21 protein-coding genes are annotated in these 25,734 nt (G+C 62.8%); 10 read left to right on the top strand and 11 right to left on the bottom strand.

Annotation, left to right across the window (positions count from 1 at the left end; translation table 11 throughout):
* Positions 1–31: 31 nt before the first annotated feature.
* Genes AC097L_RS01380 through AC097L_RS01370 form a run of 3 tightly spaced genes read right to left on the bottom strand, consistent with a single transcriptional unit; the run spans position 32 to position 5,075 of the window.
* A complete protein-coding gene (locus AC097L_RS01380) occupies positions 32–3,265 on the bottom strand; it encodes a UvrD-helicase domain-containing protein (protein WP_479584318.1) in 3,234 nt (1,077 codons plus the stop codon).
* Positions 3,262–4,455, bottom strand: coding sequence for an MFS transporter (locus AC097L_RS01375; RefSeq protein WP_479584317.1), 1,194 nt, complete (start codon positions 4,453–4,455; stop codon positions 3,262–3,264). The genes AC097L_RS01380 and AC097L_RS01375 overlap by 4 nt, the downstream gene beginning before the upstream one ends.
* Positions 4,452–5,075 (bottom strand): HAD family hydrolase, encoded by a 624-nt coding sequence (locus AC097L_RS01370; protein WP_479584316.1) that lies wholly within the window; start codon positions 5,073–5,075, stop codon positions 4,452–4,454. Before AC097L_RS01370 ends, AC097L_RS01375 begins: the two co-directional genes overlap by 4 nt.
* 195 nt (positions 5,076–5,270) lie before the next feature.
* Between AC097L_RS01370 and AC097L_RS01365 the strand changes: the two genes are divergently transcribed.
* Positions 5,271–6,242, top strand: a complete 972-nt coding sequence (locus AC097L_RS01365) for a LysR family transcriptional regulator (protein ID WP_479584315.1) — start codon at positions 5,271–5,273, stop codon at positions 6,240–6,242.
* A gap of 108 nt (positions 6,243–6,350) precedes the next feature.
* On the top strand, positions 6,351–6,833 hold the full coding sequence (locus AC097L_RS01360; RefSeq protein WP_479584314.1) for a cupin domain-containing protein: 483 nt from the start codon (positions 6,351–6,353) through the stop codon (positions 6,831–6,833).
* A gap of 27 nt (positions 6,834–6,860) precedes the next feature.
* Here AC097L_RS01360 and AC097L_RS01355 read toward each other — a convergent pair whose 3' ends face one another.
* The gene (locus AC097L_RS01355; protein ID WP_479584313.1) at positions 6,861–9,395 is read right to left on the bottom strand and encodes a PD-(D/E)XK nuclease family protein; all 2,535 of its coding nucleotides are present in this window, start codon (positions 9,393–9,395) and stop codon (positions 6,861–6,863) included.
* 140 nt (positions 9,396–9,535) lie between these two features.
* Between AC097L_RS01355 and trxA the strand changes: the two genes are divergently transcribed.
* The 4 genes from trxA to AC097L_RS01335 all read left to right on the top strand — a co-directional run bounded on the left by trxA (position 9,536) and on the right by AC097L_RS01335 (position 13,577).
* Positions 9,536–9,868, top strand: a complete 333-nt coding sequence (gene trxA / locus AC097L_RS01350) for a thioredoxin TrxA (RefSeq protein ID WP_479584312.1) — start codon at positions 9,536–9,538, stop codon at positions 9,866–9,868.
* 187 nt (positions 9,869–10,055) lie between these two features.
* Entirely contained in the window at positions 10,056–11,318 is a 1,263-nt protein-coding gene (gene rho / locus AC097L_RS01345) for a transcription termination factor Rho (protein ID WP_479584311.1), read from the top strand.
* Between the two features lie 134 nt (positions 11,319–11,452).
* On the top strand, positions 11,453–11,737 hold the full coding sequence (locus AC097L_RS01340) for a type B 50S ribosomal protein L31 (protein ID WP_295960510.1): 285 nt from the start codon (positions 11,453–11,455) through the stop codon (positions 11,735–11,737).
* A gap of 109 nt (positions 11,738–11,846) precedes the next feature.
* Positions 11,847–13,577, top strand: a complete 1,731-nt coding sequence (locus AC097L_RS01335) for a hypothetical protein (protein ID WP_479584310.1) — start codon at positions 11,847–11,849, stop codon at positions 13,575–13,577.
* A 55-nt stretch (positions 13,578–13,632) separates the two neighbouring features.
* Here the strand turns inward: AC097L_RS01335 and phoR are convergent, their stop codons facing one another.
* The 7 genes from phoR to pstS form a co-directional block, all read right to left on the bottom strand.
* Entirely contained in the window at positions 13,633–14,976 is a 1,344-nt protein-coding gene (gene phoR / locus AC097L_RS01330; protein WP_479584309.1) for a phosphate regulon sensor histidine kinase PhoR, read from the bottom strand.
* Positions 14,977–15,021: 45 nt separating this feature from the next.
* Positions 15,022–15,753 (bottom strand): phosphate regulon transcriptional regulator PhoB, encoded by a 732-nt coding sequence (gene phoB, locus AC097L_RS01325; protein WP_479584308.1) that lies wholly within the window; start codon positions 15,751–15,753, stop codon positions 15,022–15,024.
* A complete protein-coding gene (phoU, locus tag AC097L_RS01320) occupies positions 15,750–16,451 on the bottom strand; it encodes a phosphate signaling complex protein PhoU (protein ID WP_479584307.1) in 702 nt (233 codons plus the stop codon). The genes phoB and phoU overlap by 4 nt, the downstream gene beginning before the upstream one ends.
* A gap of 141 nt (positions 16,452–16,592) precedes the next feature.
* Positions 16,593–17,366, bottom strand: a complete 774-nt coding sequence (pstB, locus tag AC097L_RS01315) for a phosphate ABC transporter ATP-binding protein PstB (protein WP_479584306.1) — start codon at positions 17,364–17,366, stop codon at positions 16,593–16,595.
* A 14-nt stretch (positions 17,367–17,380) separates the two neighbouring features.
* Positions 17,381–18,268, bottom strand: a complete 888-nt coding sequence (gene pstA / locus AC097L_RS01310; protein WP_479584305.1) for a phosphate ABC transporter permease PstA — start codon at positions 18,266–18,268, stop codon at positions 17,381–17,383.
* A complete protein-coding gene (gene pstC / locus AC097L_RS01305; RefSeq protein ID WP_479584304.1) occupies positions 18,265–19,230 on the bottom strand; it encodes a phosphate ABC transporter permease subunit PstC in 966 nt (321 codons plus the stop codon). Before pstC ends, pstA begins: the two co-directional genes overlap by 4 nt.
* A 220-nt stretch (positions 19,231–19,450) precedes the next feature.
* The gene (gene pstS, locus AC097L_RS01300; RefSeq protein WP_479584303.1) at positions 19,451–20,494 is read right to left on the bottom strand and encodes a phosphate ABC transporter substrate-binding protein PstS; all 1,044 of its coding nucleotides are present in this window, start codon (positions 20,492–20,494) and stop codon (positions 19,451–19,453) included.
* 168 nt (positions 20,495–20,662) lie between these two features.
* Between pstS and AC097L_RS01295 the strand changes: the two genes are divergently transcribed.
* The 4 genes from AC097L_RS01295 (at position 20,663) to AC097L_RS01280 (ending at position 25,722) form a co-directional block, all read left to right on the top strand.
* Complete coding sequence (locus tag AC097L_RS01295) at positions 20,663–22,168, top strand: Ppx/GppA phosphatase family protein (RefSeq protein ID WP_479584302.1); 1,506 nt, start codon at positions 20,663–20,665, stop codon at positions 22,166–22,168.
* A 101-nt stretch (positions 22,169–22,269) separates the two neighbouring features.
* Positions 22,270–23,019, top strand: coding sequence for a PEP-CTERM/exosortase system-associated acyltransferase (locus AC097L_RS01290; protein WP_479584301.1), 750 nt, complete (start codon positions 22,270–22,272; stop codon positions 23,017–23,019).
* A 97-nt stretch (positions 23,020–23,116) separates the two neighbouring features.
* Positions 23,117–23,908 carry a sulfite exporter TauE/SafE family protein gene (locus tag AC097L_RS01285; protein ID WP_479584300.1) on the top strand — a complete coding sequence of 264 codons (792 nt, stop codon included), beginning with the start codon at positions 23,117–23,119 and terminating at the stop codon, positions 23,906–23,908.
* A gap of 35 nt (positions 23,909–23,943) precedes the next feature.
* Positions 23,944–25,722 carry a nitrite/sulfite reductase gene (locus AC097L_RS01280; RefSeq protein WP_479584299.1) on the top strand — a complete coding sequence of 593 codons (1,779 nt, stop codon included), beginning with the start codon at positions 23,944–23,946 and terminating at the stop codon, positions 25,720–25,722.
* Positions 25,723–25,734: the final 12 nt, after the last annotated feature.

Below are 25,734 nucleotides of genomic sequence, written 5' to 3'. Positions count from 1 at the left end.
TGGCAGCCCTTGAAGTGAGGCGATACTCCCCTCAAACCACCACAAGCCCCCCCGCCCCCGTCAAAAACGCCGCCTCCACCTCCGCCCCCGGATACAGCACCCGCAGCGCTGCCCGGTACGTCTCCAACTGCTGCACCAACCCCGCATCGCGCTGCGGCTGATTTTTGGATTTGTGGTCCAGCACCCACCAGGCACCCGTGTCCTTGCGGCGCACCAGGCGGTCTAGCCGCAAGGTCTTGCCCTGGTAGTTCAGAGCCACCTCGTTGCCCGCCCAATCCACCACCTCGGCATCCCAGGCCCAGGCACCCTCGCCCGCACGGATGGCGGCGGCCATGGTGGCTGCCTTCTGGGACTGCTCGGCATCCAAACCAAACTCACGCGCTGCGGCTTGCTGCTGGGTGATATCGGCGGTGCCCCACTCCAGCAGCCGGTGCATCGCCTGCCCAATGCGCGACTCAGTGGCATCAGCCTCCGGCTCCGGGCGCGGTGGGGCGACTTGCAGGCCGATGTCCGGCACCACCAGCAGAGTGAAATCGGCATCGGCAGCGGCGGCCTCTAGCGGGTCGGCTTCGGCTAAGGCTTCAACCCTCTCAGCCAGGGGCTGCAAACGCTGCCACCACGAGCCGTCCACCGCCTTGTGCGGCACCACGGACGACAGCACCAGTTGGCTGCGGGCGCGGGTCATGGCGACGTAGAGGCCGTTCAGCTCCTCACGCTGGCGCGCGGCCTGCTCGATGGCCAGTACGTCGACCACGCAGGCGGGCGGGTTGGATTCGCTGGCCAAAAAGACCAGGCGCACGGGGGCTTCGGCCTCGCCGGGCCAGTCCACCAGCACGCCCATGGTCTCGGCCTTGCCGGGCGGGGAATCGGTGTCGAGCAGCAGCACCAGCGCGGCCTCCAGGCCTTTTGCGCCGTGCACGGTAAGCAGGCGCACGGCATCCGGGGCGCTGGTGACCGGGGCTTTGACACCACCTGCCTTGAGGGCGCGCACCAGGGCGTAGGGCGTGGCGAAGCGGCCTTCGTTGAGCTGTAAGGCTGTGCCCAGCACCGCGCGCAGATTGGCCAGCACCGAGGGGCGCAGAGCAGCCGGCGCGGCGGCGGCGAAGCGGGCCAGCAAGTCGCCGTGGGCGTAGATGGCATCCAGCGCGTCGTGCGGGGGCAGTGCGTCCAGCCACTGCTTCCATTGCACCAAAACCGGCGCTAGCGTAGATAGCGCCTGCGGGAGCTGCTCTGTATTGTGTAGCAGACTCCACCAGCTACTGTCGGCGGTGTTGTCGACATCGGCGCGGGCGGCGCGCTGCAGCTGGGCCAAGTGCACCAGGTCCGTGTCGTTTACGCCAAACAGCGGGGATTTCAGCGCCTGCGCCAGCGACAGGTCGTGGTGGGTGGACACCAGCGCGTCCAGCAGGGCTGCTATGTCTTGCACCTCGGGCGCGTCGGCCAGGTCGGCTTTTTCGGGCTGCTGGGTGGGGATGTGCAGGGCGCGCAGGGCATCGCGCATGTGGCCCAGGCGCTCGCGGCGGCGCGACAGCACCATCACATCCTTGGGCGCCAAGCCGTCGGCCAGTTGCCCGGCCAGCCACTGGGCGGCCTGGCGGCTTTCCAGGGTGCGCAAGCTGTCTTCGGGCTCTTCGCGCGGCGTGCCCAGGCTGTCGCGCCAGCCATCTTGGGCAGCCTGCGCGGCGGAGGCATTGGCATCACGGGGAATGGCGGACAGATAGCGCAGGGCCCCCAGGGCGGTGGATTCGGTGGTGTGGTCCCGGAAACCGTCGTACGCACCGGCGGCTTGCGCGGCGGACATGACGGCGTTGACGGCGGCCATCACCGGCGGTGCGTTGCGGCGGGTGTGGTCGCAGCTGAGCAAATCACCGCCCAGCCCGTCCACCACAAAGGCCTGGGCAGCGCGGAATACCTGCGGCTCGGCGCGGCGGAAGCGGTAAATGCTTTGCTTCGGGTCGCCCACAATGAAGACGCTGGGCGCGCCCGCCGCGCCTGCATAGCCGCTGAGCCAGGCGTGCAAGGCCTGCCACTGCAGCGGGCTGGTGTCCTGGAATTCGTCGATCAGCAGGTGCTTGACCTTGGCATCCAGCCGCTCCTGCACCCAGCCGCTGAGCACAGGGTCCGACAGCATGACGGACGCGGCACGCTCCACATCGTTCATATCGACCCAGCCGCGCTCGTATTTTAGGGCTGCCAGCTCGGCGATCAGCACGCGGGTGAGGCGGGCCATGCGCTGCTGGTGCGCCCAGGCTGCGTTTTGGAGTTGGGCCTGGGCCACCTGCAACACCAGATCTTGCGCGGCGCGCACAGTGGCGATGCCGACGATCTTTTCGCCGAACTTGCGGGCTGTGCCTTTTTGCGTGAGCAAGGCCGCGAGCACGGCATCTGCATCGTGGGCGGTCAAAGCCTGCTCCAGCGCGCTGCCTGCCGCCGAGAAGGTCACGGCGCTGGCGCGGCCCAGGTTGCCGGCGGCTTCTTGCAGCAACGGGCGCTGGGCCCAGAGTAAATCTTCAGGTGCGGCCAGCCCGGCGAAGGCAGGGAACTGCGCGTCGAACGACGGTACCGACGCATCCACCACGCCCTGCGCGTCGGCCAGCACAAATTCCACCCGCTTGTTCAAGGCAGCAGCCAGCGCCTTGTGCGCCTGGAAGCGGCCATGCACGGCCACCAGGGCTTCGAAGTCGGCGCGGGCGCTGGGGCTGTCCACCACGGTGGCGTAAAAGCGCGGCCACACGGCGGTGACGGCTTCCAGGTCGTCTTCCAGCAGGCTGTAGTTGGCGGGCAGGCCCAGGTCTTGCAAAACGGCCAGGGGTGCGGTGCGCAACAGGGCGGCAAACCAGCTGTGGAAAGTGCGGATCTGCACCGGGCGGGCGCTGGAGAGAAGCTGGGGGTAGAGGTTTTTAAGGGCCGGGGCTTGCAGGGCAATTTGCGCGGGAGGCACACCACGGGCCAGCAGCTCTTCGGCCAGCTTCTCGGGCGTGGCCTGGGCGAATTCGACCAGCCATTCGTTGAGGCGCTGGCGCATTTCACCGGCGGCCTTTTTGGTGAAGGTGATGGCCAGGATTTCGTGGGCGGCAGTGCCATGCCCGTCCTTGGCCAGGCTGCCCTCCAGCAGGGCCCGCAGGATGCGCGACACCAGCATCCAGGTTTTGCCCGCGCCCGCGCAGGCCTCTACCGCAATGCTGCGCCGGGGGTCGCAGGCGATGGCGTAGAAGGCGGCGCGCTCGACCGGGTGGCCGTTGTGTTCGTAGGCGGCCTGGGTCACTTCTTTTTACCCAGGGCTCGCACTGCGACCAGGCTTAGCAGCACAAACGGCAGGCAGGCGGCGTACAGGTTGCGGATGCCAAAGTGCTCGGCCACCTGGCCCAGCAAGGGCGGGCCCAGCAAAAACACCACAAACGAGATTTGTGCCAGCGCCGCCACGTTGACGGCGGCGGGCCGGTCGGTGCGCTGCGCCGCTGCCGACATGGCCAGCGGAAAGATGCCACTGGTGCCCACGCCCATCAACCCCAGGCCCAGCAGCGCCAGCGCGGGCAAGGGGGCCAACACCACCAGCAGCGCGCCACAGCCCAGCACCACCAGCAGGCTGCGGGCAAACACCACGGGGCTGAAGCGCTCGACCAGGCCGTCGGCAAAAAACCGCATCACCGCCTGGGTGAACGCGCCCGCGGCCACCGCCAGCCCGCAGACCAGCGGCGAGGCGGCAAACACGTCGCGCATGTAGATGGCCGACCAATCTGCGCCCGCGCCTTCGAGCAGCATGGCCGAGAGCGTGACGCAGACCAGCGCCATGATGGCCCAGGTGGGCCGGGCGAAGTGCGGGGCTTCTTCGGTAGTGGCTTCGCGCAGCGGCGCGGGGCTGAAGCGCCCCAGCAAAAGCCATGTGGCGGCCAGCGACACGGGCACCATCATCGCCAGATGCAACTGCGGGCTGATGCCGAGTTGCGCAATGCCCGCGCCCGCTAGCCCGGCGGCAAAAAAGCCAAAGCTCCAGAAGGCGTGGGCGCGGTTCATGATGCGGCGGCCCAGCTGGTGCTCGACCCGGTCGGCCTCTACATTCACCACCACCTCCACCACACCCACGCACAGGCCCGCAGGCACCAGGCACAAAAACAGCACCAGCGGCCCGCTGGCCCAGCTGGCGATGGCAAAAAACAGCGCAATCATCGGCGTGAGCAGCAGCAGCGCCCGGCGGTAGCCAATGCGCTCCAGCAGGCGGCTGGCCAGGGTGAGCGACACCAGGGTGCCCGCTGCGGTGCCGATCAGCGCCAGGCCCAAAGCGCCCTCGCCCACGCCCATGCCACGCTGGATTTCGCCCAGCCGAGGAAAGATGCCGCCCAGGCCAAACGAGTACATGAAGAAGGCCGCAAACACCCGCCATTCGGCGGACAGGTGCAGGCCGAAGCGGTGGTCGGTGTCTATCGTGGTGGGGAACAGGCTTGCACCGGTTTTCATGCCAGCCACCCGGTGTGCGCCAGATCCCGCTCGCACTGCGCCGCGTCCAGAAACTGGATCGCCTGCCAGCCCCGGGCACGCGCCGTGGCCACGTTGTGTGCGTTGTCGTCGATAAACACGGTGTCGGCGGGGGTCAGGCCAAACTGGCTTTCGGCCAGCGCGTAGATGCCGTGCTCGGGTTTGATCAGGCCCACGTGAGCCGAGAAAATGCCGTCTTCAAAGTGGTCGAAGAAATCGCGGTCGCGCAAACGGTCGGCGTACGAGGTGGGCATGTTCGACAAATACACCAGCCGGTGCCCCTGCGCCTTCAGGCGGGGCAGCAGCGCGGCAGTGTCCTGCTTGGTGGGCAGGTGGTTGGGAATGGCGTGGATGAAGCGCAGCATATCTGCCGCGTCCACCCCGCTCTGCGCGGCCAGCAAGGCGGCCAATGGCGCGGGCTCGACCGTGCCGCGGTCGAATTCGGCCCAGGGAGTCCAAAAGTTCGCGCACAGCGCCTGCGCGGCTGCCGCGTTAGGTGCGTACCGGGGCAGCTCGTGCTGGACTATCTCGGCGGGTTGCCAGTGCAAAAGTACAGCACCCAGGTCGAATACAACGGTTTTGGGGGGAGATGGGGGTAGCAAGGGAAGTTTCCTTATCGGGCAGACAGCTAGGGTAAAGCATTTGTGTGGCCCCTCAGGATGCCAGGTTCTGGTCACAGCAAACGGCCACCAGCAACTAGCTACGAATGAGCTAAATTACTGATTAGACGGTGCACACAATGGCGCTATGCTAGTGGTAATTGCGCTGCATAACCATCGAGAAATTTCGCCAAACCCATGAATTCATCTCATGCCAAAACCACGGCACGCCGCCTGCCACCCCTGAGCATGCTGCGCGCTTTCGAGGCTGCGGCCCGGCTGGAGAGCGTGACCCTGGCTGCACAAGAGCTGCATGTGACCCAAAGTGCGGTCAGCCACCAGATCAAGGCACTGGAAACATGGCTGGGCGTTCCACTGGTGCAGCGCAGTGGCCGGGGCCTGGGGCTCACCGCCGAGGGTGCCGCCTACCTGCCCAGCCTGCGTAGCGCCTTCGACCAGATGGCCAGCGCCACGGCCCGGCTGCAGCTCCCGCTGCGTGGCAATACCCTGTCGGTCAATTCCATGGCCTCACTCTCCGCCCAGTGGCTGATCCCGCAACTGGCGAGCTTTTGCGCCGAGGTAGCAGGCGTGGACGTGCAACTGGCCACCACCGTCAGCTCCACCGGCTTCGACCCGGCGGCCTACGACGTGTCGATCCGCTGCTTTACCGATGCCGAGCTAGCCGCCCTGCGCCAGCGCCCACCCTGGCGCGACGTTGTGCTGGGGGCCTTCCTGCCCAACACATTGACCCCCGTGTGCAGCCCGCAAGTGCTGGCCGCCCAGCCACCCTTGTCGGCCCCGGCCGACGTGCTGTCGCGCACCCTGTTGCACAGCCGCTCCACCCCACTGGTCTGGCAGGACTGGCTGGCCCTGGCCGGGCTACCCGCGCAGCAACCGCGCCACCTCGTCACCTTCGACCACGCCCACCTAGCCGTGCAGGCCGCGGTGCAGGGCATGGGCATCGCCCTGGGCAACCCGCTGCAACTGCGCGACGAACTGGCCAGCGGCCTGCTACACACGCCCTTCCCCGCCCTGAGTCTGTGCGACCGCACCAACTACTGGATCATGGCCCCGCAGGCGACGCAGAACCCGCACGCGGTGGCGTTTTGCGCTTGGCTGGAACGCAATGGGAGCTTGCAAGCTTTTTATGCCTCCAGCGCGTATCCTTAGGTCGCAAGAAGCTACTTTTTATATAGCATCTAATTATGCTTAGCGGCGGGCTTGCAGCGGCATGGAAACCCGCCAAAATGGCGCTGTCACCCACTAACTTGTGCACCTATGCCCCTCGACAATCCGCCCATTGCCGTCACCGCAGCCCACACCCCTGCCCGCACCAAACCTTCGGTGTACCCGGCCCCCTTCGCAGCAATGATGGCGGGCCGTGAAAAGCACCCCCTGGGCGACCTGTTTGGCCTGAAGAACTTCGGTGTCAACTGGACGCGTTTGCCACCCCATGCCTTGTCGGCCCTGCGGCACGCGCACACCCAGCAAGACGAGTTCATCTACATCCTGCAAGGCCACCCCACGCTGTACACCGACCTAGGTGCCACCGTACTGGGTCCCGGCATGTGCGCGGGCTTTCCCGCAGGCACCGGCAATGCCCACCGCCTGGCCAACGAAAGCGCTGAAGAGGTGATTTACCTGGAGGTGGGCGACAGAACCCCGGGCGATGCCGCCACCTACCCCGACGACGACCTGCAAGCCGCGCTGGTCGACGGCGCATGGAAGTTCTTCCACAAGGACGGGCTGCCGTACGTGTGAGACTCCACTCCGGGAGCGGATCCGGCCTTACACCGTCCACCAGTCCTTGCGGCACAGGCCCCGTGCGGCGCAGAACGTGCAGGCTGCGCCCTCACCCAGCGCGGCCAGCGTCGCCCCATCGGCAATGCGCTGCATGTCGTCGAGGATGCCGTGGATCAATGCGTCGCGGGCCTCGACCACTTCGGTCTGCTCAAACAACTGGCTGCCGTCTTTTTCACCCACGTTGAGGTAGGCGGCGCGCAATGTGTCGTGCGGCAACAGGGCGGCGTAGAAGGCCAACTGGGTGTCTTCCAGCGGCTGCTGGATGCGTTTGCCGGTGGCCTGGGCATTTTCGGTTTTGTAGTCGATGACCAGGGCGGTGCTGCGGCCATCGGCGTGCACCTGGTCTACCCGATCGATGGTGCCGACCAGGGTGATGGAGCCCAGCGGCAGCTCCAGCGCGCTTTCGGCCTGCTCGAACTGGCCGCCTGCGGCTTCGTGCGGGGCAAGCCAGTCCAGGTAGCCGTCGCGCACCCGGGGCCAGGCAGAGGCGAAGGGCAGGAACTCGCCCGGCTCCAGATGCATGTCTTGCGTGACCTGCTCGGACGCTATGTTAATCATAGCTACCCGCGCAGGTAATGATTGCGCTGGAGCACGATTTAATGCTTCATGGAAGGTTTTCAGCACCGCATGCAGCCAGGTGCCGAAGTCGCGCTTGTCCACCTCGCCGGTGAGCTCTTGCGGTTCTTGCAGGCCCAGTTGGCGCAGGCCGAAGAAGCGGTACGGGCAGCGGCGCAAATCCTCGTAGGCGCTGGCCGACAGGCGGGTGATCGGCAGCGCGGCACCCACGGGCAAAGGCCGCTCGGTGGGCAGCAGCGTAAGGCTACGGGGGATGCGCGGGTCGGCAGCCAGCGGCAGCGCTTCTGTGATCCGCAGCGCCTGCACCAGCGGGCTGGCCAGCAGAGTTTCGCCGGAAGCATCGCTTTGCCGCCACAGCACATCGGTATGCGGGGTTTGCAGGGCGTTGGCCCAGGCGGCGCGGGCGGCGGCCTCCAGCAAGGCGCGGGACGGCAGGCCCAGGGCTTCGCGCTGCGCGGCGGTCCAGGCACCGGGCGGCTCGGGCGACACGGCCAGGCGCACCTCGTCGCAGCCGGGCAGCACCAGCGCGGCAAATGGGCGGGCCAGCAGCTGGCTCAGCGGCAGCACCACGACTTGCTCGTCCTGCGGGTGGTCGGGCACATAGCTGGCCGCCTCCAACGCATCGCCCACCCAGGTGCTGAACTCGGCCAGGCGCAGGCGGCGGGTGGCCTGGGGGAAGTCGGCAAACTCGGCCTCGGCACCCTCGGTGAGGCGAAGGGCCGACAGCAGTTTGGACCCGGCGGCATCCACCTCCAGCGCGGCCCACTGGCCACTGGCCTGCAGCAAGGCGCGCACGCCAGCCAGCCAGGCCACCAGCGGGCGGGCGGCTTGCAGGCTGGCGCGCAGGCTGTTGGCCAGTCGCACGGCATCGGACACAACGGGCTGGTTCGGCGTGGCCTCGGGGCTCCAAGCGGACCAGCTTTGCACCGAGGCTTTGCGCAGCGCTTTCTCCAGGGATTGCACGGTGCGCGGGCGGAACGCGGGGGCGTTTTTCAGCCAGTCCAGCACCGCATCGCTGCCGGCATCCCAGCGGGCGGCCCGCAGCGTGACCACCAGCTGCGCCGCGGCCCGGGTCGTGGACAGCTTCCAGCCGGTTTCGTCGCGGATGCGCACGTTTTGCGCGGCCAGCATGGCGCGAATGCGGCGGGTCAGTAGCCGGTCGGTAGCGACCAAGGCGACCGGCGTGCGACCGGCCTCGATGTGGCGCAGCACGCAGGCGGCGGCGCGCTGGGCCTCATCTTCGGAATCACTGGCCTCGTGCAGGGCGGGCATGGGCGGGGGCGGTGGTGTGGGGCACACCAGGCGCGTGACCTTGTCGCCCCAGGCGGCGCACAGGGCGTGGATCAGTGGATCGGTCTGGAAGCCGTCGAGCACCACGATGCAGTCCAGCGCGGCGGGCACGGAATCAAACCAAAGCACGTCGGTGGCGTAGCTGGAGGCGGCGGCCCATTCCAGCGCGATGCGGGCCACCACGCATTCCAGCGCCAGCACCGGGGCTTCCATGCCCAGGCCCACGGCCTCGCGCGCATGGGCGGCCCAGTCGGCACGCCGCGGCGGCGGCACTGCGGCCACCAACGGGGCCAGTTGATGGGCGGCTTCGACCAGGCGGGCCGCCAAGGCTTCGCGCTGTGCGCCCAGGCCGGCACGCTCCAGCAGATCGGGGGCTTGCAGCATGTCCATGGCGGTGTCAAAACGCAGATCGTGCGGCCCCAGGGCTGCGCCGCCCAGGCCGTGCGACCAATTCAGCGTGGACTCGAAACGCGGGGCAAAACCATCGGGCCGGGCCTGCGCCCAAAAGCGATTGGCCAGCGGCATGAGCTGCGCGTACGGCAGCAAGACCACGGTGCGCGCAGGGTGGGCCTGGCGCTGCTCCATGGCGTGCTGTATCTGGACCAGCAAGCCGGTGACGGGGGCAAACCACAGGGGGTCGAAAGGATTAGACATATTTGACGCGGTGGTGCTGGTGGGCCAATGGGGTTTCGCTATGTCTGTGATAGCACGAACGTGGCCGACAGGCACTCTTGGTTTCTGTCACAATGCCGCAACTTTAGTCGTCTCGGCACTCTGCTTTAAGGAACATTTCCATGGCCAACGAACTCATCAAACATGTCTCGGACGCAACTTTCGATGCGGACGTTTTAAAGTCCACCACACCGGTGTTGGTCGATTACTGGGCCGAATGGTGCGGTCCTTGCAAAATGATTGCCCCCATTTTGGACGAAGTGGCCACCGGCTACGCAGGCAAGCTGCAAATCGCCAAGATGAACGTGGACGAGAACCGCGACATTCCCGCCAAGTTCGGTATCCGCGGCATTCCCACCTTGATGATTTTCAAGGATGGCGAGCTGGCAGCCACCAAAGTGGGCGCCATGAGCAAGTCGCAGCTGACCGCTTTTATCGACCAGCAACTGGCCTGAGCCTTTCGCACCTAGCCACCCTCGCGGTGGCTTCGTTTTTCTTGGCCATTATTCCTGTCATAATCTACGCATTCACCCATTTGCCCCCCGAGCAAGTTGGTTCGAGTTCCCGGTTTGTGAGGCCCTTCTAGCCTCCTCAAAACCTCCCCCCTTTTTTCCTCTCAGAACTCCGCCCAGGAGTCAATCCATGCACTTAAACGAACTCAAGGCACTGCACGTGTCTGAAGTCCTCAAACAAGCCGAAGAACTTGAAATTGAGAACACCGGCCGTATGCGCAAGCAAGAGCTGATGTTTGCCATCATCAAAAAGCGCGCCCGCACCGGCGAGCAGATCATTGCCGATGGCGTGCTGGAAATCTTGCCCGACGGCTTCGGCTTCCTGCGCAGCCCCGACACCAGTTACACCGCCAGCACCGACGACATCTACATCAGCCCCAGCCAGGTGCGCCGCTTCAACCTGCACACCGGTGACATGATCGAAGGTGAAGTGCGCACGCCCAAAGACGGCGAACGCTACTTTGCGCTGAACAAGCTCGACAAAGTCAACGGCGGCGGCCCCGAAGAAAACAAGCACAAGGTCATGTTCGAGAACTTGACCCCGCTGTTTCCCAAAGAGCAAATGAAGCTGGAACGCGACATCAAGGGTGAAGAAAACATCACCGGCCGCATCATCGACATCGTTGCCCCCATCGGCAAAGGCCAACGCGCCCTGCTGGTCGCCCCGCCCAAGAGCGGCAAGACGGTGATGATGCAGCACATGGCCCACGCCATTGCCGCCAACTACCCGAACAGCCACATGATGGTGTTGCTGGTGGATGAGCGTCCCGAAGAAGTGACCGAAATGCAGCGCTCCGTCAAGGGCGAGGTGATTGCCTCCACCTTCGACGAACCCGCCGCCCGCCACGTGCACGTGGCCGAAATGGTGATCGAGCGCGCCAAGCGCCTGGTCGAGCTGAAAAAAGACGTGGTGATCCTGCTGGACTCGATCACCCGCCTGGCCCGGGCTTACAACAACGTCGTGCCCTCAAGCGGCAAGGTGCTGACCGGCGGCGTGGACTCCAACGCCCTGCAGCGCCCCAAGCGCTTCCTGGGTGCTGCCCGCAACGTGGAAGAAGGCGGCTCGCTGACCATTATCGCCACCGCACTGATCGATACCGGCAGCCGCATGGACGAAGTGATCTTTGAAGAATTCAAGGGCACCGGCAACTGCGAAATCCACCTGGACCGCCGCCTCTATGAGAAGCGCGTGTTCCCGTCGATCCAGCTCAACCGTAGCGGCACCCGCCGCGAAGAGCTGCTGCTGTCGCCCGAGATTCTGCAAAAGAGCCGCATCCTGCGCCAGTTCATGTACAACATGGACGAAATCGAGTCGATGGAACTGATGTTGAAAAACATGAAGTCCACCAAGAACAACGTCGAGTTCTTCGACATGATGCGCCGGGGCGGTTGAAACCGAAGATTTGTATTTTCGGGATATAATCGAAGGCTAATCGCGAAAAGTACCGGGCTTTCAAATTGGGCAAACTATTGTCCCAAGGGTCCCAATGCACCGGGCGGCTAACGCAATTGAACAAGGAAGAAATAATGAAAGCTGGCATTCACCCCAACTACCGTGACGTGTGCTTCATGGACTTGTCGAACAACTTCAAGTTTGTAACCCGTTCGTGCGTTAACGCCAAGGAAATGATCAAGATGGAAGACGGCCGCGAACTGCCGCTGTACAAGCTGGACACCTCCAGCGAATCCCATCCTTTCTACACCGGTACGCAAAAATCCGTGGACAACATGGGTGGCCGCGTGGAGCGCTTCCGCAACCGCTTCGGCAAGACCACCGCCGCTGTCGCTGCACCTGTCGCCGCCGCAGAATAAGTTTTTCTGCAACCTCTAAGGGGCAGCCCGGTTTATCCGCGCTGCCTTTTTTTGTTAGGACTTACGCAGCGTAAGTCCTGTGCAATATTGGCCGTACTATTCCCCCTCTGTGAACCAAACCACCCCTGCCATCGTTGCGCAAAGCGCCGTCCGCCGCCTGCCGCGCATTGCGTTGTGGCTGCTATGCCTGGCCTATGTACTGCCCGGCTTTGTCGGCCGTGCGCCCTGGCGCAACAACGACATGACCACGTTTGGCTACATCGCCGAACTGGCGCGGGGCCATGCAGCGTGGCTGCAACCCACCTTGCAAGGCCAGCCGCCCGAGATTGAAGCCTTGGTGCCCTACTGGCTGGGTGCCTGGGCGGTGCAACTGGCACCCCAGAGCTGGCCCGCTGATTTCGCGGCCCGCATCCCCTTCATGCTGCTGCTGGCGATGGCGCTGGCCACCACCTGGTACGCGGTCTACTACCTGGCCCGCAGCCCACGCGCCCAGCCGGTAGCGTTTGCTTTTGGCGGCGAGGCCAAACCGGCCGACTACGCCCGGGCCATGGCCGACGGCGGTTTGCTGGCCATGATTGCCTGCCTGGGCATGGCGCAGTTGTCGCACGAAACCACCCCGGCACTGGCGCAGCTGGCGTTTACCGCCTTGAGCTTTTTCGCGCTGGCCGCTGTGCCTTACCGCACCTGGATACCGGCCATCGGCGTGGTGCTGGGTCTGGCCGGGTTGGCGCTGTCGGGCGCACCGACCATGGCCGTGCTGTTGGGCCTGGGCGGCGCACTGGTGTGCTTTCTGGACCGCCATGCCCAAGAACCCGGCGAGCTCGGCAACGCACCGCGCAGCCTGCGCTGGAGTCTGGCGGTATTGCTGATAACGGTGGCGGTAGCGACGCTGGCCTGGGCTTTGGAGCAGTGGCGCTGGCGCATTGATCTGCCTGAAACCGACTGGACCAGTCTGCGCAACCTGGCCCGGCTGCTGCTTTGGTTTACCTGGCCCGTATGGCCGCTGGCGGTGTGGACGCTGTGGCGCTGGCGGCGCCAGCTCACCAGCGGCAACTTTGGCCGCCACCTTGCACTGCCGCTTTGGTTTGTGGCAGTCGCACTGGCTGCGACGTTTACCACCGATGCCGCCGACCGCTCGCTCATGCTGGCCCTGCCCGCCATGGCCACACTGGCAGCATTCGCCCTGCCCACCCTGAGCCGCACCGTCAGTGCACTGGTGGACTGGTTCACGCTGCTGTTTTTTACCATCTTCGCGCTGATCATCTGGGTCATCTGGGTGGCGGCGCAAACCGGCGTGCCCAAGCAGCCGGCGGCTAATCTGGCCCGCCTGCTGCCCGGCTTCATGCCGAGCTTCGAATGGTTGCCGTTCGCGGTGGCATTAGGAGCATCGCTGGTGTGGGTTTGGCTGGTGAAATGGCGCGTAGGCCGCCACCGCTCGGCCATCTGGAAGAGTCTGGTGCTGCCCGCGGGTGGCACCGCCCTTTGCTGGCTGCTGCTGATGACGTTGGGCATGCCTGCCGTGAACTTTGGCCGCAGCTACCTGCCCCTGGTGCGCAATGTAGACCGTGCCATCCGCACCCAAACTCCGGGACGCGCGCTGCCCGAGTGCGTAGAGTTCGACAACCTGACCCGAGGGCAGATTGCTGCGTTCCAGTTCCATGGCAATTTGGTGCTCAAGCCCCGCGGTTCCGCCCAGTGCGCCTGGTTGCTGGTCGACACCACTACGGCCCGGCTACCGCCGCAAGCCATAGACAAGAGCGTCTGGGTACTCAAAATAGGGGTGCGGCGGCGCGCCGACAACGGTGAAGCCGTACAGCTCTACCAGCGAATCCAGCGGTAATTTACAAGGTTTTTAGGCCTCTGGCGTAGATTTCACCTGCGCAGGCAGCTATCAATTAGATAGCATTTACAACCTGTACCACGGTACCGCGCAAGCGGCTGGCCGGGAACACAATGGCAAAGCGCGAACCCTGGCCCTGCGTGCTTTCGATGCGCAACTCGGCACCGTGGCGTTGCACCACGTGCTTGACGATAGCCAGGCCCAGGCCGGTACCACCGGTTTCGCGTGAGCGGCTGGGGTCTACGCGGTAGAAACGCTCGGTCAGGCGCGACAAGTGCTCTGCCGCGATGCCAGGCCCGGTGTCTTTTACCGAGAACTCCGCCCGGCCATCGGGCAAAGGCTGCCAGCGCACGTCGATACGGCCCCCAGCGGGCGTGTAGCGCACGGCATTGCTGACCAGATTGGACAAGGCGCTGAGCAACTCACTCGATGCACCGGCGATAGAACCCTCGGGCATGGGGCCAAACCGCAGGGCATGCACCTTGGTGTGCCCGGCGGTCACCATGCCCGACAAAGCCTCGGCCTCACGGGCACATTGGGCCAGCAGGTCGCGCAGCACAATCCACTCGCTGTTGCTCGGCGCAGGGCTGCCTTCGATGCTGGACAGGGTGAGCAAATCACTCACCAGGGTTTGCATACGCTGGGCCTGCTGGGCCATGAAACCCAGGTAACGCTCGCGCTGGCCTTCGTCCAGTGGCAGGTTCTGCATGGTTTCCACAAAGCCCGACATCACGGTCAGCGGCGTGCGGATCTCGTGCGAGACATTGGCCACAAAGTCGCGGCGCATCGCCTCGGCCTGCTCCAGCGCCGTGACATCGCGGGATAACAGCAGCCGACGGCCATCGCCATACGGATGCAGATGCACCGACAAACGCACCGGACGGCTGGCCGTGCCGCCGCGCCCATGCATGAAGGTGCCGCGCGAAAAGTCGGCATCGGCGTAGTACGCGGCAAATGCCGGGTCGCGCACCAGGTTGCCGATCTGCTGCTGCAGGTCGCGCTGGGCATCAAAACCAAAATGCTCTGCTGCGATGTGGTTGCACCACTCGATACGCCCTTGCGCATCTAGTAGCACCACGCCATTGGGCGAGGCCTGGATGGCGGCCAGAAACTCTTGCAGCCGGGTTTCGGCATCCAGCATTTTTTGCTGCGTCTGGCGCAGCCAGCGGCGGGTGCGGTCGGTGATTTCACCCCACCAGCCTTGCATGTGGGGGGCTTGCGTGGCCTCTCCCGTGCGCAACCAGCGCATAACGCGCAAGCCGCGCACGGCATCCAGCAGCATCCAGAACATGCCCGCCAGCACCACACCAACCAACGCGCCCAAGTAGGCGGCCCACTCCCAGCCCAGCAGGCCCGCGCCCAGCTGGAGGCCTAAAAAGCTTAAAAATCGAAACCACATAGGGTGAAAAAGGGAATACGGGTAGTGGTTCAACCACCCTGGGAATCAGGCTGCAGAGGCTGCATTGGAGATGGTGGGAGTAGCCGCCACAGGCTGCGCCGTGATGCGGTAGCCCGCGCCGCGCACGGTCTCCACCATGGCTCCGCCGGCGCCCAGGGACTCGCGTAGGCGCTTGACGTGCACGTCCACCGTACGTTCTTCGATAAACACGTGGTCGCCCCAGACCCGGTCAAGCAGTTGCGAGCGCGAATGCACGCGTTCGGAGTTCTTCATCAGGTACTGCAACAACTTGAATTCGGTCGGGCCGATTTTAACCGCCTGCTCCTGGAAAGTGACCCGGTAGGTGGCGGCATCCAGCGCCAGGGCACCGATGCGGATGGTGCCACTCTCTTGCTCGGGTGCGCGGCGGCGCAACACGGCGCGGATGCGGGCCAGCATTTCCTTGGTCGAAAACGGCTTGGAAATGTAGTCGTCGGCTCCGGCATCCAGGCCGGCCACGCGGTCATTCTCGTCGCTGCGGGCGGTCAGCAGGATGATGGGGACACCCTTGGTACGCGGGTTGGCACGCCATTTCTTGGCAAGCGACAAACCGCTTTCGCCCGGCAGCATCCAATCCAACAAGATCACATCGGGCAGCATGGCATCCAGCTCACACTGTGCCGTGACGCTGTCCATCGCCCAGGTCGGCTGAAAACCGCTGTGGCGCAGGTTGACCGCAATCAGCTCGGCAATCGCGGGCTCGTCTTCGACGATCAGGACCCGGGGCATGGTTTTCATTGCAGTGCCGACTCCACTTGCGCGACGGTGGCGTGGCGCACGTCTTCGCCTTTGACGATGTAGATGATGAACTCGGCAATATTCTTGGCGTGGTCACCGATGCGCTCGATGGCTTTGGCGATGAACAGCAGGTCCAGGCTGGCGGTGATGGTGCGAGGATCTTCCATCATGTAGGTAATGAGCTTGCGCACAAAGCCGTCGAATTCCTGGTCGATCAGATCGTCTTCTTTCAGAATGTCCAGCGCGGCGCTGGTGTCCAGCCGGGCAAACGCGTCCAACGCCTTTCGCAGCAGGCCGGAAGCCATGTCGGCCGAGACGCGCAGATCCAGCGTCGGCAGGGAGCGGGGCGAGCTGCTCTTGGCAATCGACTTGGCCATGCGGGCAATTTTGTTGGCCTCATCGCCCACGCGCTCCAGATTGGCCGTGGTTTTGGAGATGGCAATCAGCAAACGCAGATCCCGCGCCGTGGGCTGGCGGCGGGCGATGATGCTGGACAGTTCGCGGTCGATCTCGATTTCCATGCCATTCACACGGATTTCGGTTTCTGCCACCTGGTCGGCCACTTCAACGCTGAACTGCGACAGCGCATAGACTGCCTGGCGAATCTGCGATTCCACCAGACCGCCCAGCTCCATCACGCGGCTGGAAACGCCATTGAGTTCGCTGTCGAACTGGCTGGAAAGATGTTTATCGGGCATGAGAGTCTCCAATACAAAGAGGGGCCATAAACGGCGAGCCTGAATTTTTCAAGAACACCGCAGGACCGGCTTCGCCGGGCTGCCAGTGTTGCCCCCTGCAAGGGGGTTGGCGGAAACACAAAGTGTGTAGCCTGGGGGTGTTCAACCGAATCTTCCGGTGATGTAGTCTTCAGTTTCCTTGCGCTTGGGCTTGAAGAAGATGTCTTCGGTGGCTCCAAACTCCATCAGGTCACCCAGATACATGTAAGCCGTGTAGTCGCTGCAACGCGCAGCCTGCTGCATGTTGTGGGTGACGATGACCACGGTGTAGTCGTTCTTCAGCTCGGTGATCAGCTCTTCCACCTTAGAGGTAGAGATCGGATCCAGCGCAGAGCAAGGTTCATCCAAAAGCAGTACTTCGGGCTTGATAGCAATGCCGCGGGCAATGCACAGGCGCTGCTGCTGGCCACCGGACAGGCTGGACCCGCTTTGGTTGAGCTTGTCTTTCACTTCGGTCCACAAGGCCGCCTTGCGCAGGGCCCATTCGACACGTTCTTCCATGTCGGTGGTGTTCAGGTCTTCAAACAACTTTACGCCAAACGTAATGTTGTCGTAGATCGACATCGGGAACGGCGTGGGCTTTTGGAACACCATGCCGACTTTGGCGCGCAGCAGGGCCACGTCTTTTTTGCTGGTCAGCAGGTTCTCGCCGTCCAAGATGATCTGGCCTTCGGCGCGCTGCTCGGGGTAGAGCTCGAACATGCGGTTAAAGATACGCAGCAGCGTGGACTTACCGCAGCCCGACGGGCCAATGAAGGCGGTGACCTTCTTTTCGGGGATTTCCATGTTGATGCCCTTGAGCGCATGGAACTTACCGTAGTAGAAATTCAGATCTTTGACCGAAATTTTCGAGGGGCTTGCAACAGTGGTTTGCATGGTGAAGACCTAAGTTAGTTCTTGTTGGAGCCAGCCCACAGGCGGGCCAAAATATTCAAGCCCAGCACGGCCATGGTGATCAAAAAGACCCCGGCCCAGGCCAGCTTCTGCCAGTTTTCGTACGGGCTCATCGCAAATTTGAAAATCGTGACCGGCAGGCTGGCCATCGGCTGGCTCAGGCTGGACGTCCAGAACTGGTTGCTCAAGGCGGTGAACAGCAGCGGTGCGGTTTCCCCGGCAATCCGGGCAACAGCCAGCATCACACCGGTAATCACTCCAGCCCGGGCAGCTTTCAGGGTGATGCTCAAAATCACCTTCCACTTGGGCGCACCCAAGGCGTAAGCCGCTTCGCGCAGACCGGGCGGCACCAGTTGCAGCATGTTCTCGGTGGTGCGGATGACCACCGGGATCACGATCAGTGCCAAGGCCACCACGCCAGCCCAGCCCGAGAACGACTTGAAGCGCGACACCACCACGGCGTAGACGAACAGGCCAATCACGATGCTTGGGGCCGACAACAAAATATCGTTCACAAACCGCGTGGTCGAAGCCAGCCAGCTCTTGGTGTCGTACTCGGCCAGATAGATACCGGCCATGATGCCGATGGGTGCGCCCACACAGGTTGCCAGTGTCACCATCAGAAACGAGCCGTAAATCGCGTTGGCCAAGCCGCCTTCGTCGTTGGGCGGTGGGGTCATCTGGGTCAGTGTCGCGATGGTGAGACCTTCAATGCCCAGACGCACAGTTTCAAACAGAATCCAGAACAACCAAAACAGGCCGAAAGCCATGGCGCCCAAGGCCAGCAGCAGGGCAATCTTATTGACGCGCTTGCGTTTGGCGTATTTGACGCTGCGGGTCTGTTCCAGCGCAGCAGCTTTGAGCAACATTTCGCCCGTGGTCATGATTTGGCTCCTTCATTTTTCCGCAGTTGCGACAGCAACAGTTTGGACAGGGAAAGAATGACGAAAGTGATAAAGAACAGCACCAGGCCCAAGTACATCAGAGCACCTTGGTGCAGTCCTTCGCCCGCCTCGGCAAACTCGTTGGCCAGGGCGGAGGTAATGCTGTTGGCCGCCTGGAACAGGCTGAGCGAATCTAATTGGTTGAAATTACCAATCACAAAAGTTACTGCCATGGTTTCGCCAATGGCCCGACCCAAACCCAGCATGATGCCGCCCACAACACCCGACTTGGTGTAGGGCAACACCACCTTGGAGACGACTTCCCAGGTGGTGGCACCTAAGCCGTACGCCGACTCTTTTAACAAAGTAGGGGTGACCTCAAACACATCCCGCATCACCGCCGCAATGAACGGGATGATCATGATGGCCAGGATGATGCCTGCCGACAAAATACCGATACCCACCGGTGCGCCAGAAAACAAGGTACCCAGAAATGGCACATCGCCAAACGCCGCTTGCAAGGGCTGTTGCACGTAGGTGGACAGCACCGGACTGAACACCAATAAACCCCACATACCGTAGACGATGGAAGGAACAGCGGCTAGCAATTCGATAGCAGTCCCCAGCGGGCGCTTGAGCCAAGCTGGCGACAACTCGGTCAAAAACAGTGCAATGCCAAAACTCACCGGTACCGCAATCAGCAAGGCAATGAACGAAGTCATCACCGTGCCGTAAATCATCACCAGCCCGCCAAAGTCTTCTTTGACCGGGTCCCAGGTGGTGCTGGTCAAAAAGCCCAAACCGTACTTGGCAATTGCGGGCCAGGCACTAACAGTCAGCGATGCCAAGATGGCGACCAGCATGACCAGGGTGAAAATGGCCGAACCCTTGGCCAGCCAGGCAAAGATACGGTCGAAAACCGGCCCGGAGCGGGCCGCTTTGGGGCGGGGAGGAGTGATCATCGCGTGTCCGGAAGACTTACCAGATGGATTTAACAGGTTTTCGGTCGCCGGGAGTGTAGATGACACGTATGCTCCTTGGTTGATTTCGAGAACACCACGCCAAAGCGAGAACGCACACCCGCCAGAAACACCGCAGAACCGGCTCTGCCGGGCTGCTGGTGTTGCCCCCTGCAAGGGGGTTGGCGAAAAGCGCTTACGCTGTAGCCTGGGGGTGAGTCAATTACTTGATGGCGACGGGTTTACCAGCAGCATCGGTCACCTGGCCCCAGGCCTTCTCAATCGAGGCGACCACGGGTGCAGGCAAGGGAACGTAGTCCAGCTCGTCGGCAATCTTGGCACCATTTTTGTAGGCCCAGCTGAAGAACTTGAACACTTCGGTGGCGTTTGCAGGCTTGTCTTGCTTGGTGTGCATCAAGATGAAGGTGGCGGTGGAGATAGGCCATGCTTCCTTGCCGGGTTGGTCGGTAATCAGTTGGTAAAACGACTTGCTCCATTCGGCACCCGCAGCCGCAGCGGCAAAGGCAGTGTCGCTGGGCGCGACAAACACGCCATCACGGTTCTTCAGCAGGGCGTAGGTCATCTTGCTTTGCTTGACGTAGGCGTATTCCACGTAGCCAATCGAGTTAGGCAGGCGGTTCACAAACGTGGCCACGCCTTCATTGCCTTTGCCACCTGAGCCCGATGGCCAGTTCACGGCTGTGCCCTCGCCCACTTTTTCTTTCCACTCGGGGTGGACGCGGCTCAGGTAGTTGGTGAAGTTGAAGGTGGTACCCGAACCATCGGCACGGTGTACGGTGGTAATGGCCGCATCAGGCAGTGGCACACCTGGGTTCAGTGCCACCAGAGCAGCATCGTTCCACTTGGTGATCTTGCCCAGGAAGATGTCGCCCAGCACAGCGCCGGTCAGCTTCAGTTGGCCGGGTGCGATGCCCTTGATATTGACCACAGGTACCGTGCCACCGATGACGGCGGGAAACTGCATCTGGCCTTTGGACTTCAGCACGTCGTCAGTTTGGGGCATGTCGGAAGCACCAAAATCTACCGTTTTGGAGTCGATCTGCTTGATGCCGGCACCGGAGCCGACGGATTGGTAGTTGATCTTGACACCAGTGACCTTGTTGTACTCGGCCGCCCATTTGGAATACACGGGTGCGGGGAAAGTAGCACCGGCACCGGTAATTTCTTGGGCACTGGCGAAACCGGCAAAAGACAAGGCGACCGAACCAGCCAAGCTGGCCATGGCGATTTTGAAACGTACTTGCATCAGAAAACCCTTTGGGTAAGTGGAATCGGGACTGCGGTTTACCGTGTGGGTGAACCGTAGCGATGGGCGTACTTTAAGAAGGTTATGTGACATCTATGTGACAAAAATAACGCCGTACTGCCCGCGCCGTGGGTGCTATGCTGCGCCCACGAAAAAAGCGGCTACACCATGCAAAACGGAACTCTCATCGCCGCCCTGGACCTGGGCTCCAACAGCTTTCGCCTCGAAATTGGTCGTCTCGACCACGGGCAAATCCACCGCACTGAATACCTGAAAGAAACCGTCCGCCAGGGCAACGGCCTGGACGAAAACCGCAACTTGAGCCTGGAGGCCATGCAGCGCGGCTGGGACTGCCTAGCCCGCTTTGGCGAACGCCTGGCCGGCTTCGAGCGCCACCAAGTGCGCGCCGTGGCAACCCAAACCCTGCGCGAGGCCCGCAACCGCGATGAATTCCTGGCCAAAGCGCACGAGGTACTGGGCTTTCCCATCGACGTGATTCCGGGCCGCGAAGAAGCCCGGCTGATCTACCAGGGCGTGGCCCGGCTGCTGCCGCAATCGGACGAGCGGCGGCTGGTGGTGGACATCGGCGGACGCTCCACCGAAATGATCTTGGGCCAGGCCTATGACGCCACGGTGATGGAATCCTTTCGGGTGGGCAGCGTGGCCTGGTCGATGAAGTACTTTCCCAATGGCCAATTCACCCGTGATGCCTTCCGGATTGCCGAAATTGCCGCCAAAGCCGTGCTCGACGAAGCCCTGAACGCCTACCGCCGCGACACCTGGGATGTGGCCTACGGCTCCTCTGGCACCGTGGGCGCGGTGGGCGACATCCTGCATGCCGCAGGTTGGCCGCTGAACCTCATCACCCGCGAGGGTCTGGACTGGATCAGCGACCGCCTGCTGAAGGCCCAAAGCGTCGACAAGCTGCGCATCGACGGCATGAAGGACGACCGCAAACTGGTCATTGGTGGCGGCATCAGCGTGCTGCGCGCCGTATTTGATCTGCTGGGCATCGACGAGATGCACGCTGCCGACGGTGCGCTGCGCCACGGTGTGCTATACGATCTGGTCGCACGTGGCCAGGAGGAAACCGACCTGCGCGCCGTCTCGGTACAGCGCATGGCCAGCCGCTTTGGCGTGGACACCCAGCAGGCCCAGCGCGTTGCCAAGCTTGCCTGCAAGCTTTACAGCCAACTGCAAACCGGCAGCGGTGTGGCCGCCACTGAAATCGTCCGCCAGCAGCGCAAGCTCAACTGGGCTAGCCAATTGCATGAAATTGGCTGCCAAATCTCACACCAAGACCACCACAAACACGGTGCTTACATTTTGGAGCACGCTGACGCACCCGGCTTTGCCCTGCTGGAGTTGCACCGCCTTGGCCAGATGGTATTGGGCCACCGGGGCAAATTGCGCAAACTGGAACTGGACTTTGGCGACGCAACTTTCATGCAGCAATTGCTGGCTTTGCGGCTGGCAACCATGCTCTGCCACGCCCGGCGCGACCCGGACACCTCGGGTCTGGAGCTGCGCTTGGACCCAGTACGCCCCAGCGTTTTTTTGCTCTCGACCCGTTCCGGTTGGGCGCAAGCCTATCCGCAGTCAGCCCATCTGCTGCGCGAAGAAGTCCAAGCCTGGCAAAAAACGCCTTGGTCTCTGGACATTTCTGAAGCCTGAAAATGGCAGCAGGCCGATAATATAAAAAAATATTTTGGTAACACATCGGTAAAGTGTGTACGGTTACATGCTGAGACACTCCAACACCTTGCAAGGCCCGTATGTCAGACCTTCCACGCGCCAACCTAGGCGACGGCTACAAGCAATACTTTGAAATTGCCCCGGCGCTGGACGAGGCGCGCATCAACGATGTTTTTTTTATCCGCCACGATGTCTATGCGCGCGAACTGGGTTTTGAGCCCGTGCGCGAAGACCAGCGCGAAACCGATAAATACGACTACCGATCCCAGCACTGCCTGGTGCGTAGTGCCGATGGCCGCCGATTGGCAGGTTGTGCCCGGCTGGTGCTTACGGACCCAGCCCACCCTGAAGCGCCATTGCCATTTGAGGTGACCTGCAAAAACACGCTGGACCGCAGCATCATCGACCCCGCCCTGCAACCGCGCGGGCGCATAGCCGAGGTGTCCCGGCTGGCAGTGATGTCTGAATTCCGACGCCGTAAAGGCGAGCAACAAACCGAAGCGCCGATTTCAGACCAGGATTTCGGTGACCAGAAGCAGCCCCGCTTCCCCTACCTTCCTGTCAGCCTGTACATGGGTGCCGTGCTGATGGCCAAACGCCAGGGCATTGATACCTTGTTCACTCTCACTGAACCGCGCTTGGCAGAACACTTTGGCAAACTTGGGGTCAACATTATTCCTATCGGCGGCCCGGTAGAGCACCGCGGCCAGCGCGTGCCGTCGATGCTGCGCGTTGACGAGGTGTACCAAGGTTTGCGGCTCATGGTGCGTCCCTTGTGGCACACCATCCATGAACAAATCAGTACAGCCTACGCCAAACACACAGGTTAAACAGCCAGTTTCGTTATTTCTAAATATGCTTATTTGCATATTGGTAGAACAATAAAGTAGTTTGGAATAGGGTGGCAGGCTTTTATAGTCGCGCTCTATGCAAGATTTAGCGTTTGTTTTTGCCGGGTTTTTCGTCGGCTTTGTTGTTGGTTTGACCGGGGTAGGCGGCGGCTCGCTCATGACCCCTATCCTGATTTTCTTTTTCGGCATGAAGCCCTACCTGGCTATCGGCACCGACCTGCTGTTTGCCTGCTTCACCAAAGCCGGTGGCACGCTGAAGATGGCCCGCTCGGGCATGGTCAACTGGCGCATCGTTGCCACGCTGTGCGCAGGCAGCATCCCAGCCTCGCTGATCACCTTGTGGGTGCTACATATGCTCGGCCCGGCCGATGCCCAGGTGCAAAAAGCCATGACCACCACTTTGGGCGCGGCTTTGCTGCTGACTGCTGCGGCTACTCTCTACAAAAGCATCCGGGGCAGATCGGCACCGCGCAGCGTCAGCGCAGAACACATGCCAGCAGCCGAGCGCCCTCGCCACTGGAGTCTGCCGCTGCTGTTTGGCGCATTTATCGGCACGCTGGTCACTCTGACCTCGGTAGGTGCCGGTGCCATTGGTGTTACGGTGCTGATGCTGCTGTACCCGCTGCTGCCGCTGCAGCGCATCGTCGCCGCCGACATCGCCTACGCCGTGCCCTTGACCCTGGTGGCAGGCCTGGGCCACGCCGGGTTGGGTTCGGTCGATTGGCCACTGCTGGCCAAGCTGCTGGCAGGCTCGCTTCCCGGCATCTGGCTGGGTTCGCACCTGATGCTCAAAACTTCGGACCGCGTGATCCGGGGTCTGTTGTCCTTGCTGCTAGCGTATGCAGGCACCAAACTCCTGGCACTTTAAACTCGCAGGCTGCCCTGCCCCACGATAGATAAAAAATGTACCAATACACCGAATTTGACAAGCAGTTCGTCAAACTGCGCGCCGCCCAATTCCGCGACCAGCTGGAACGCTGGCAAGGCGGCACCCTGGCCGAAGAAGAGTTTCGCCCCCTGCGCCTGCAAAACGGCTGGTACGTACAGCGTTTTGCGCCCATGCTGCGCGTGGCCGTGCCATACGGCGAACTGTCCAGCGCCCAGCTGCGCGTGCTGGCCACCATCGCCCGCGACTATGACAAAAAGGACGCGCACGACCTCACCAAGGCCAACCCGGGCCTCAGCGACCTGCACAGCCTGCCCAGCGCCTGCGCCCACTTCACCACCCGCCAGAACGTCCAGTTCAACTGGATTCCGCTCATTAAATCCGCCGACGTGATGGACCTGCTGGCCAGCGTGCACTTGCACGGCATCCAGACCAGCGGCAACTGCATCCGCAACACCACCAGCGACGAGCGCGCCGGCATTGCCGAAGATGAAATCGCCGACCCGCGCCCATTGGCTGAAATCATCCGCCAGTGGAGCACGCTGCACCCCGAGTTCGCGTTTTTGCCGCGCAAATTCAAGATCGCCATCGTCGGTGCTACCGATGACCGCGCCGCTACCGCCTGGCACGACATAGGCCTACACGTTTTGAAGAACGAAGCTGGTGAAGTCGGCCTGCGCGTGATGGTGGGTGGCGGCATGGGCCGCACCCCGGTGCTGGGCACCGTGATCCGCAGCTTCCTGCCTTGGGACCAGATACTCAACTACCTGGAAGCCGTGGTCCGCGTGTACAACCGCTGGGGCCGCCGCGACAACATCTACAAGGCGCGCATCAAGATTTTGGTCAAGGCCGAAGGCCAGCGCTATATCGACGAGGTGGAAGCCGAATACCAGCAGATACTGACGGTGGACGGCGCGCCGCACACCATCGCCCAGTCGGAGCTGGACCGCGTGACCGCCTGCTTTGTGCCCCCGGCCAGCCGCGTCGGCACCCTGCCCGCCCTGGTCCACCCGGTTGCTGCCCCGGTGGACGACAAGGACTACACCCGCTGGCTCCAGCAAAACGTAGCCGCGCACCAAAACCCGCTGCTGCGTTCTGTGACGCTGTCGTTCAAGCGCCTGGGCTATTCGCCGGGCGATGCCACTGGCGACCAGCTTGACCTGTCGGCCGACTTGGCCGACCGCTACAGCGCCGGTGAAACCCGCGTCACCCACGACCAGAATCTGGTGCTTCCCTGGGTGCGCGCCGACGAGCTGCCTGCGCTCTACGCCGAAGCCAAAGCCGCCGGCCTGGCCCGCGCCAACATCCGTTTGCTGACAGACATGATCGTCTGCCCCGGCGGTGATTTCTGTTCGTTGGCCAACGCCCGTTCGCTGCCGATTTCCGAAGCCATCAGCCAGCGCTACCAGGACATGGACGAGCTGCACGACATTGGTGAAGTGGATGTGCACATGAGCGGCTGCATCAACTCCTGCGGCCACCACCACAGTGCCCATATCGGCATTCTGGGCGTGGACAAAGACGGCCAGGAGTGGTACCAGGTCACGCTGGCAGGTTCGGACGGCTCCAAGCTCAGCGGTCCCGCAGCTATTGGCAAAGTGGTAGGCCCATCGTTTAGCGCCGCCGAAGTGCCCGAAGTCATCGAAGCCGTGCTGGACACCTACCGTGCTACCCGCACCAGCGGAGAAGCCTTTATCGACACGCTGCGCCGCGTCGGCCAGGACCCGTTCAAGCTGGCCGCCAACGCCGCCCGTACCAGCACCGCCCGTGCGCCCAGAGCCGCGGCCGAAGCTTAAAAGGTAATTACT

Source organism: Rhodoferax sp. RT5P35, assembly GCF_056521385.1.
The sequence above is the reverse complement of the archived record's forward strand: the minus strand, read 5'-3'. Positions and strand labels throughout refer to the sequence as shown.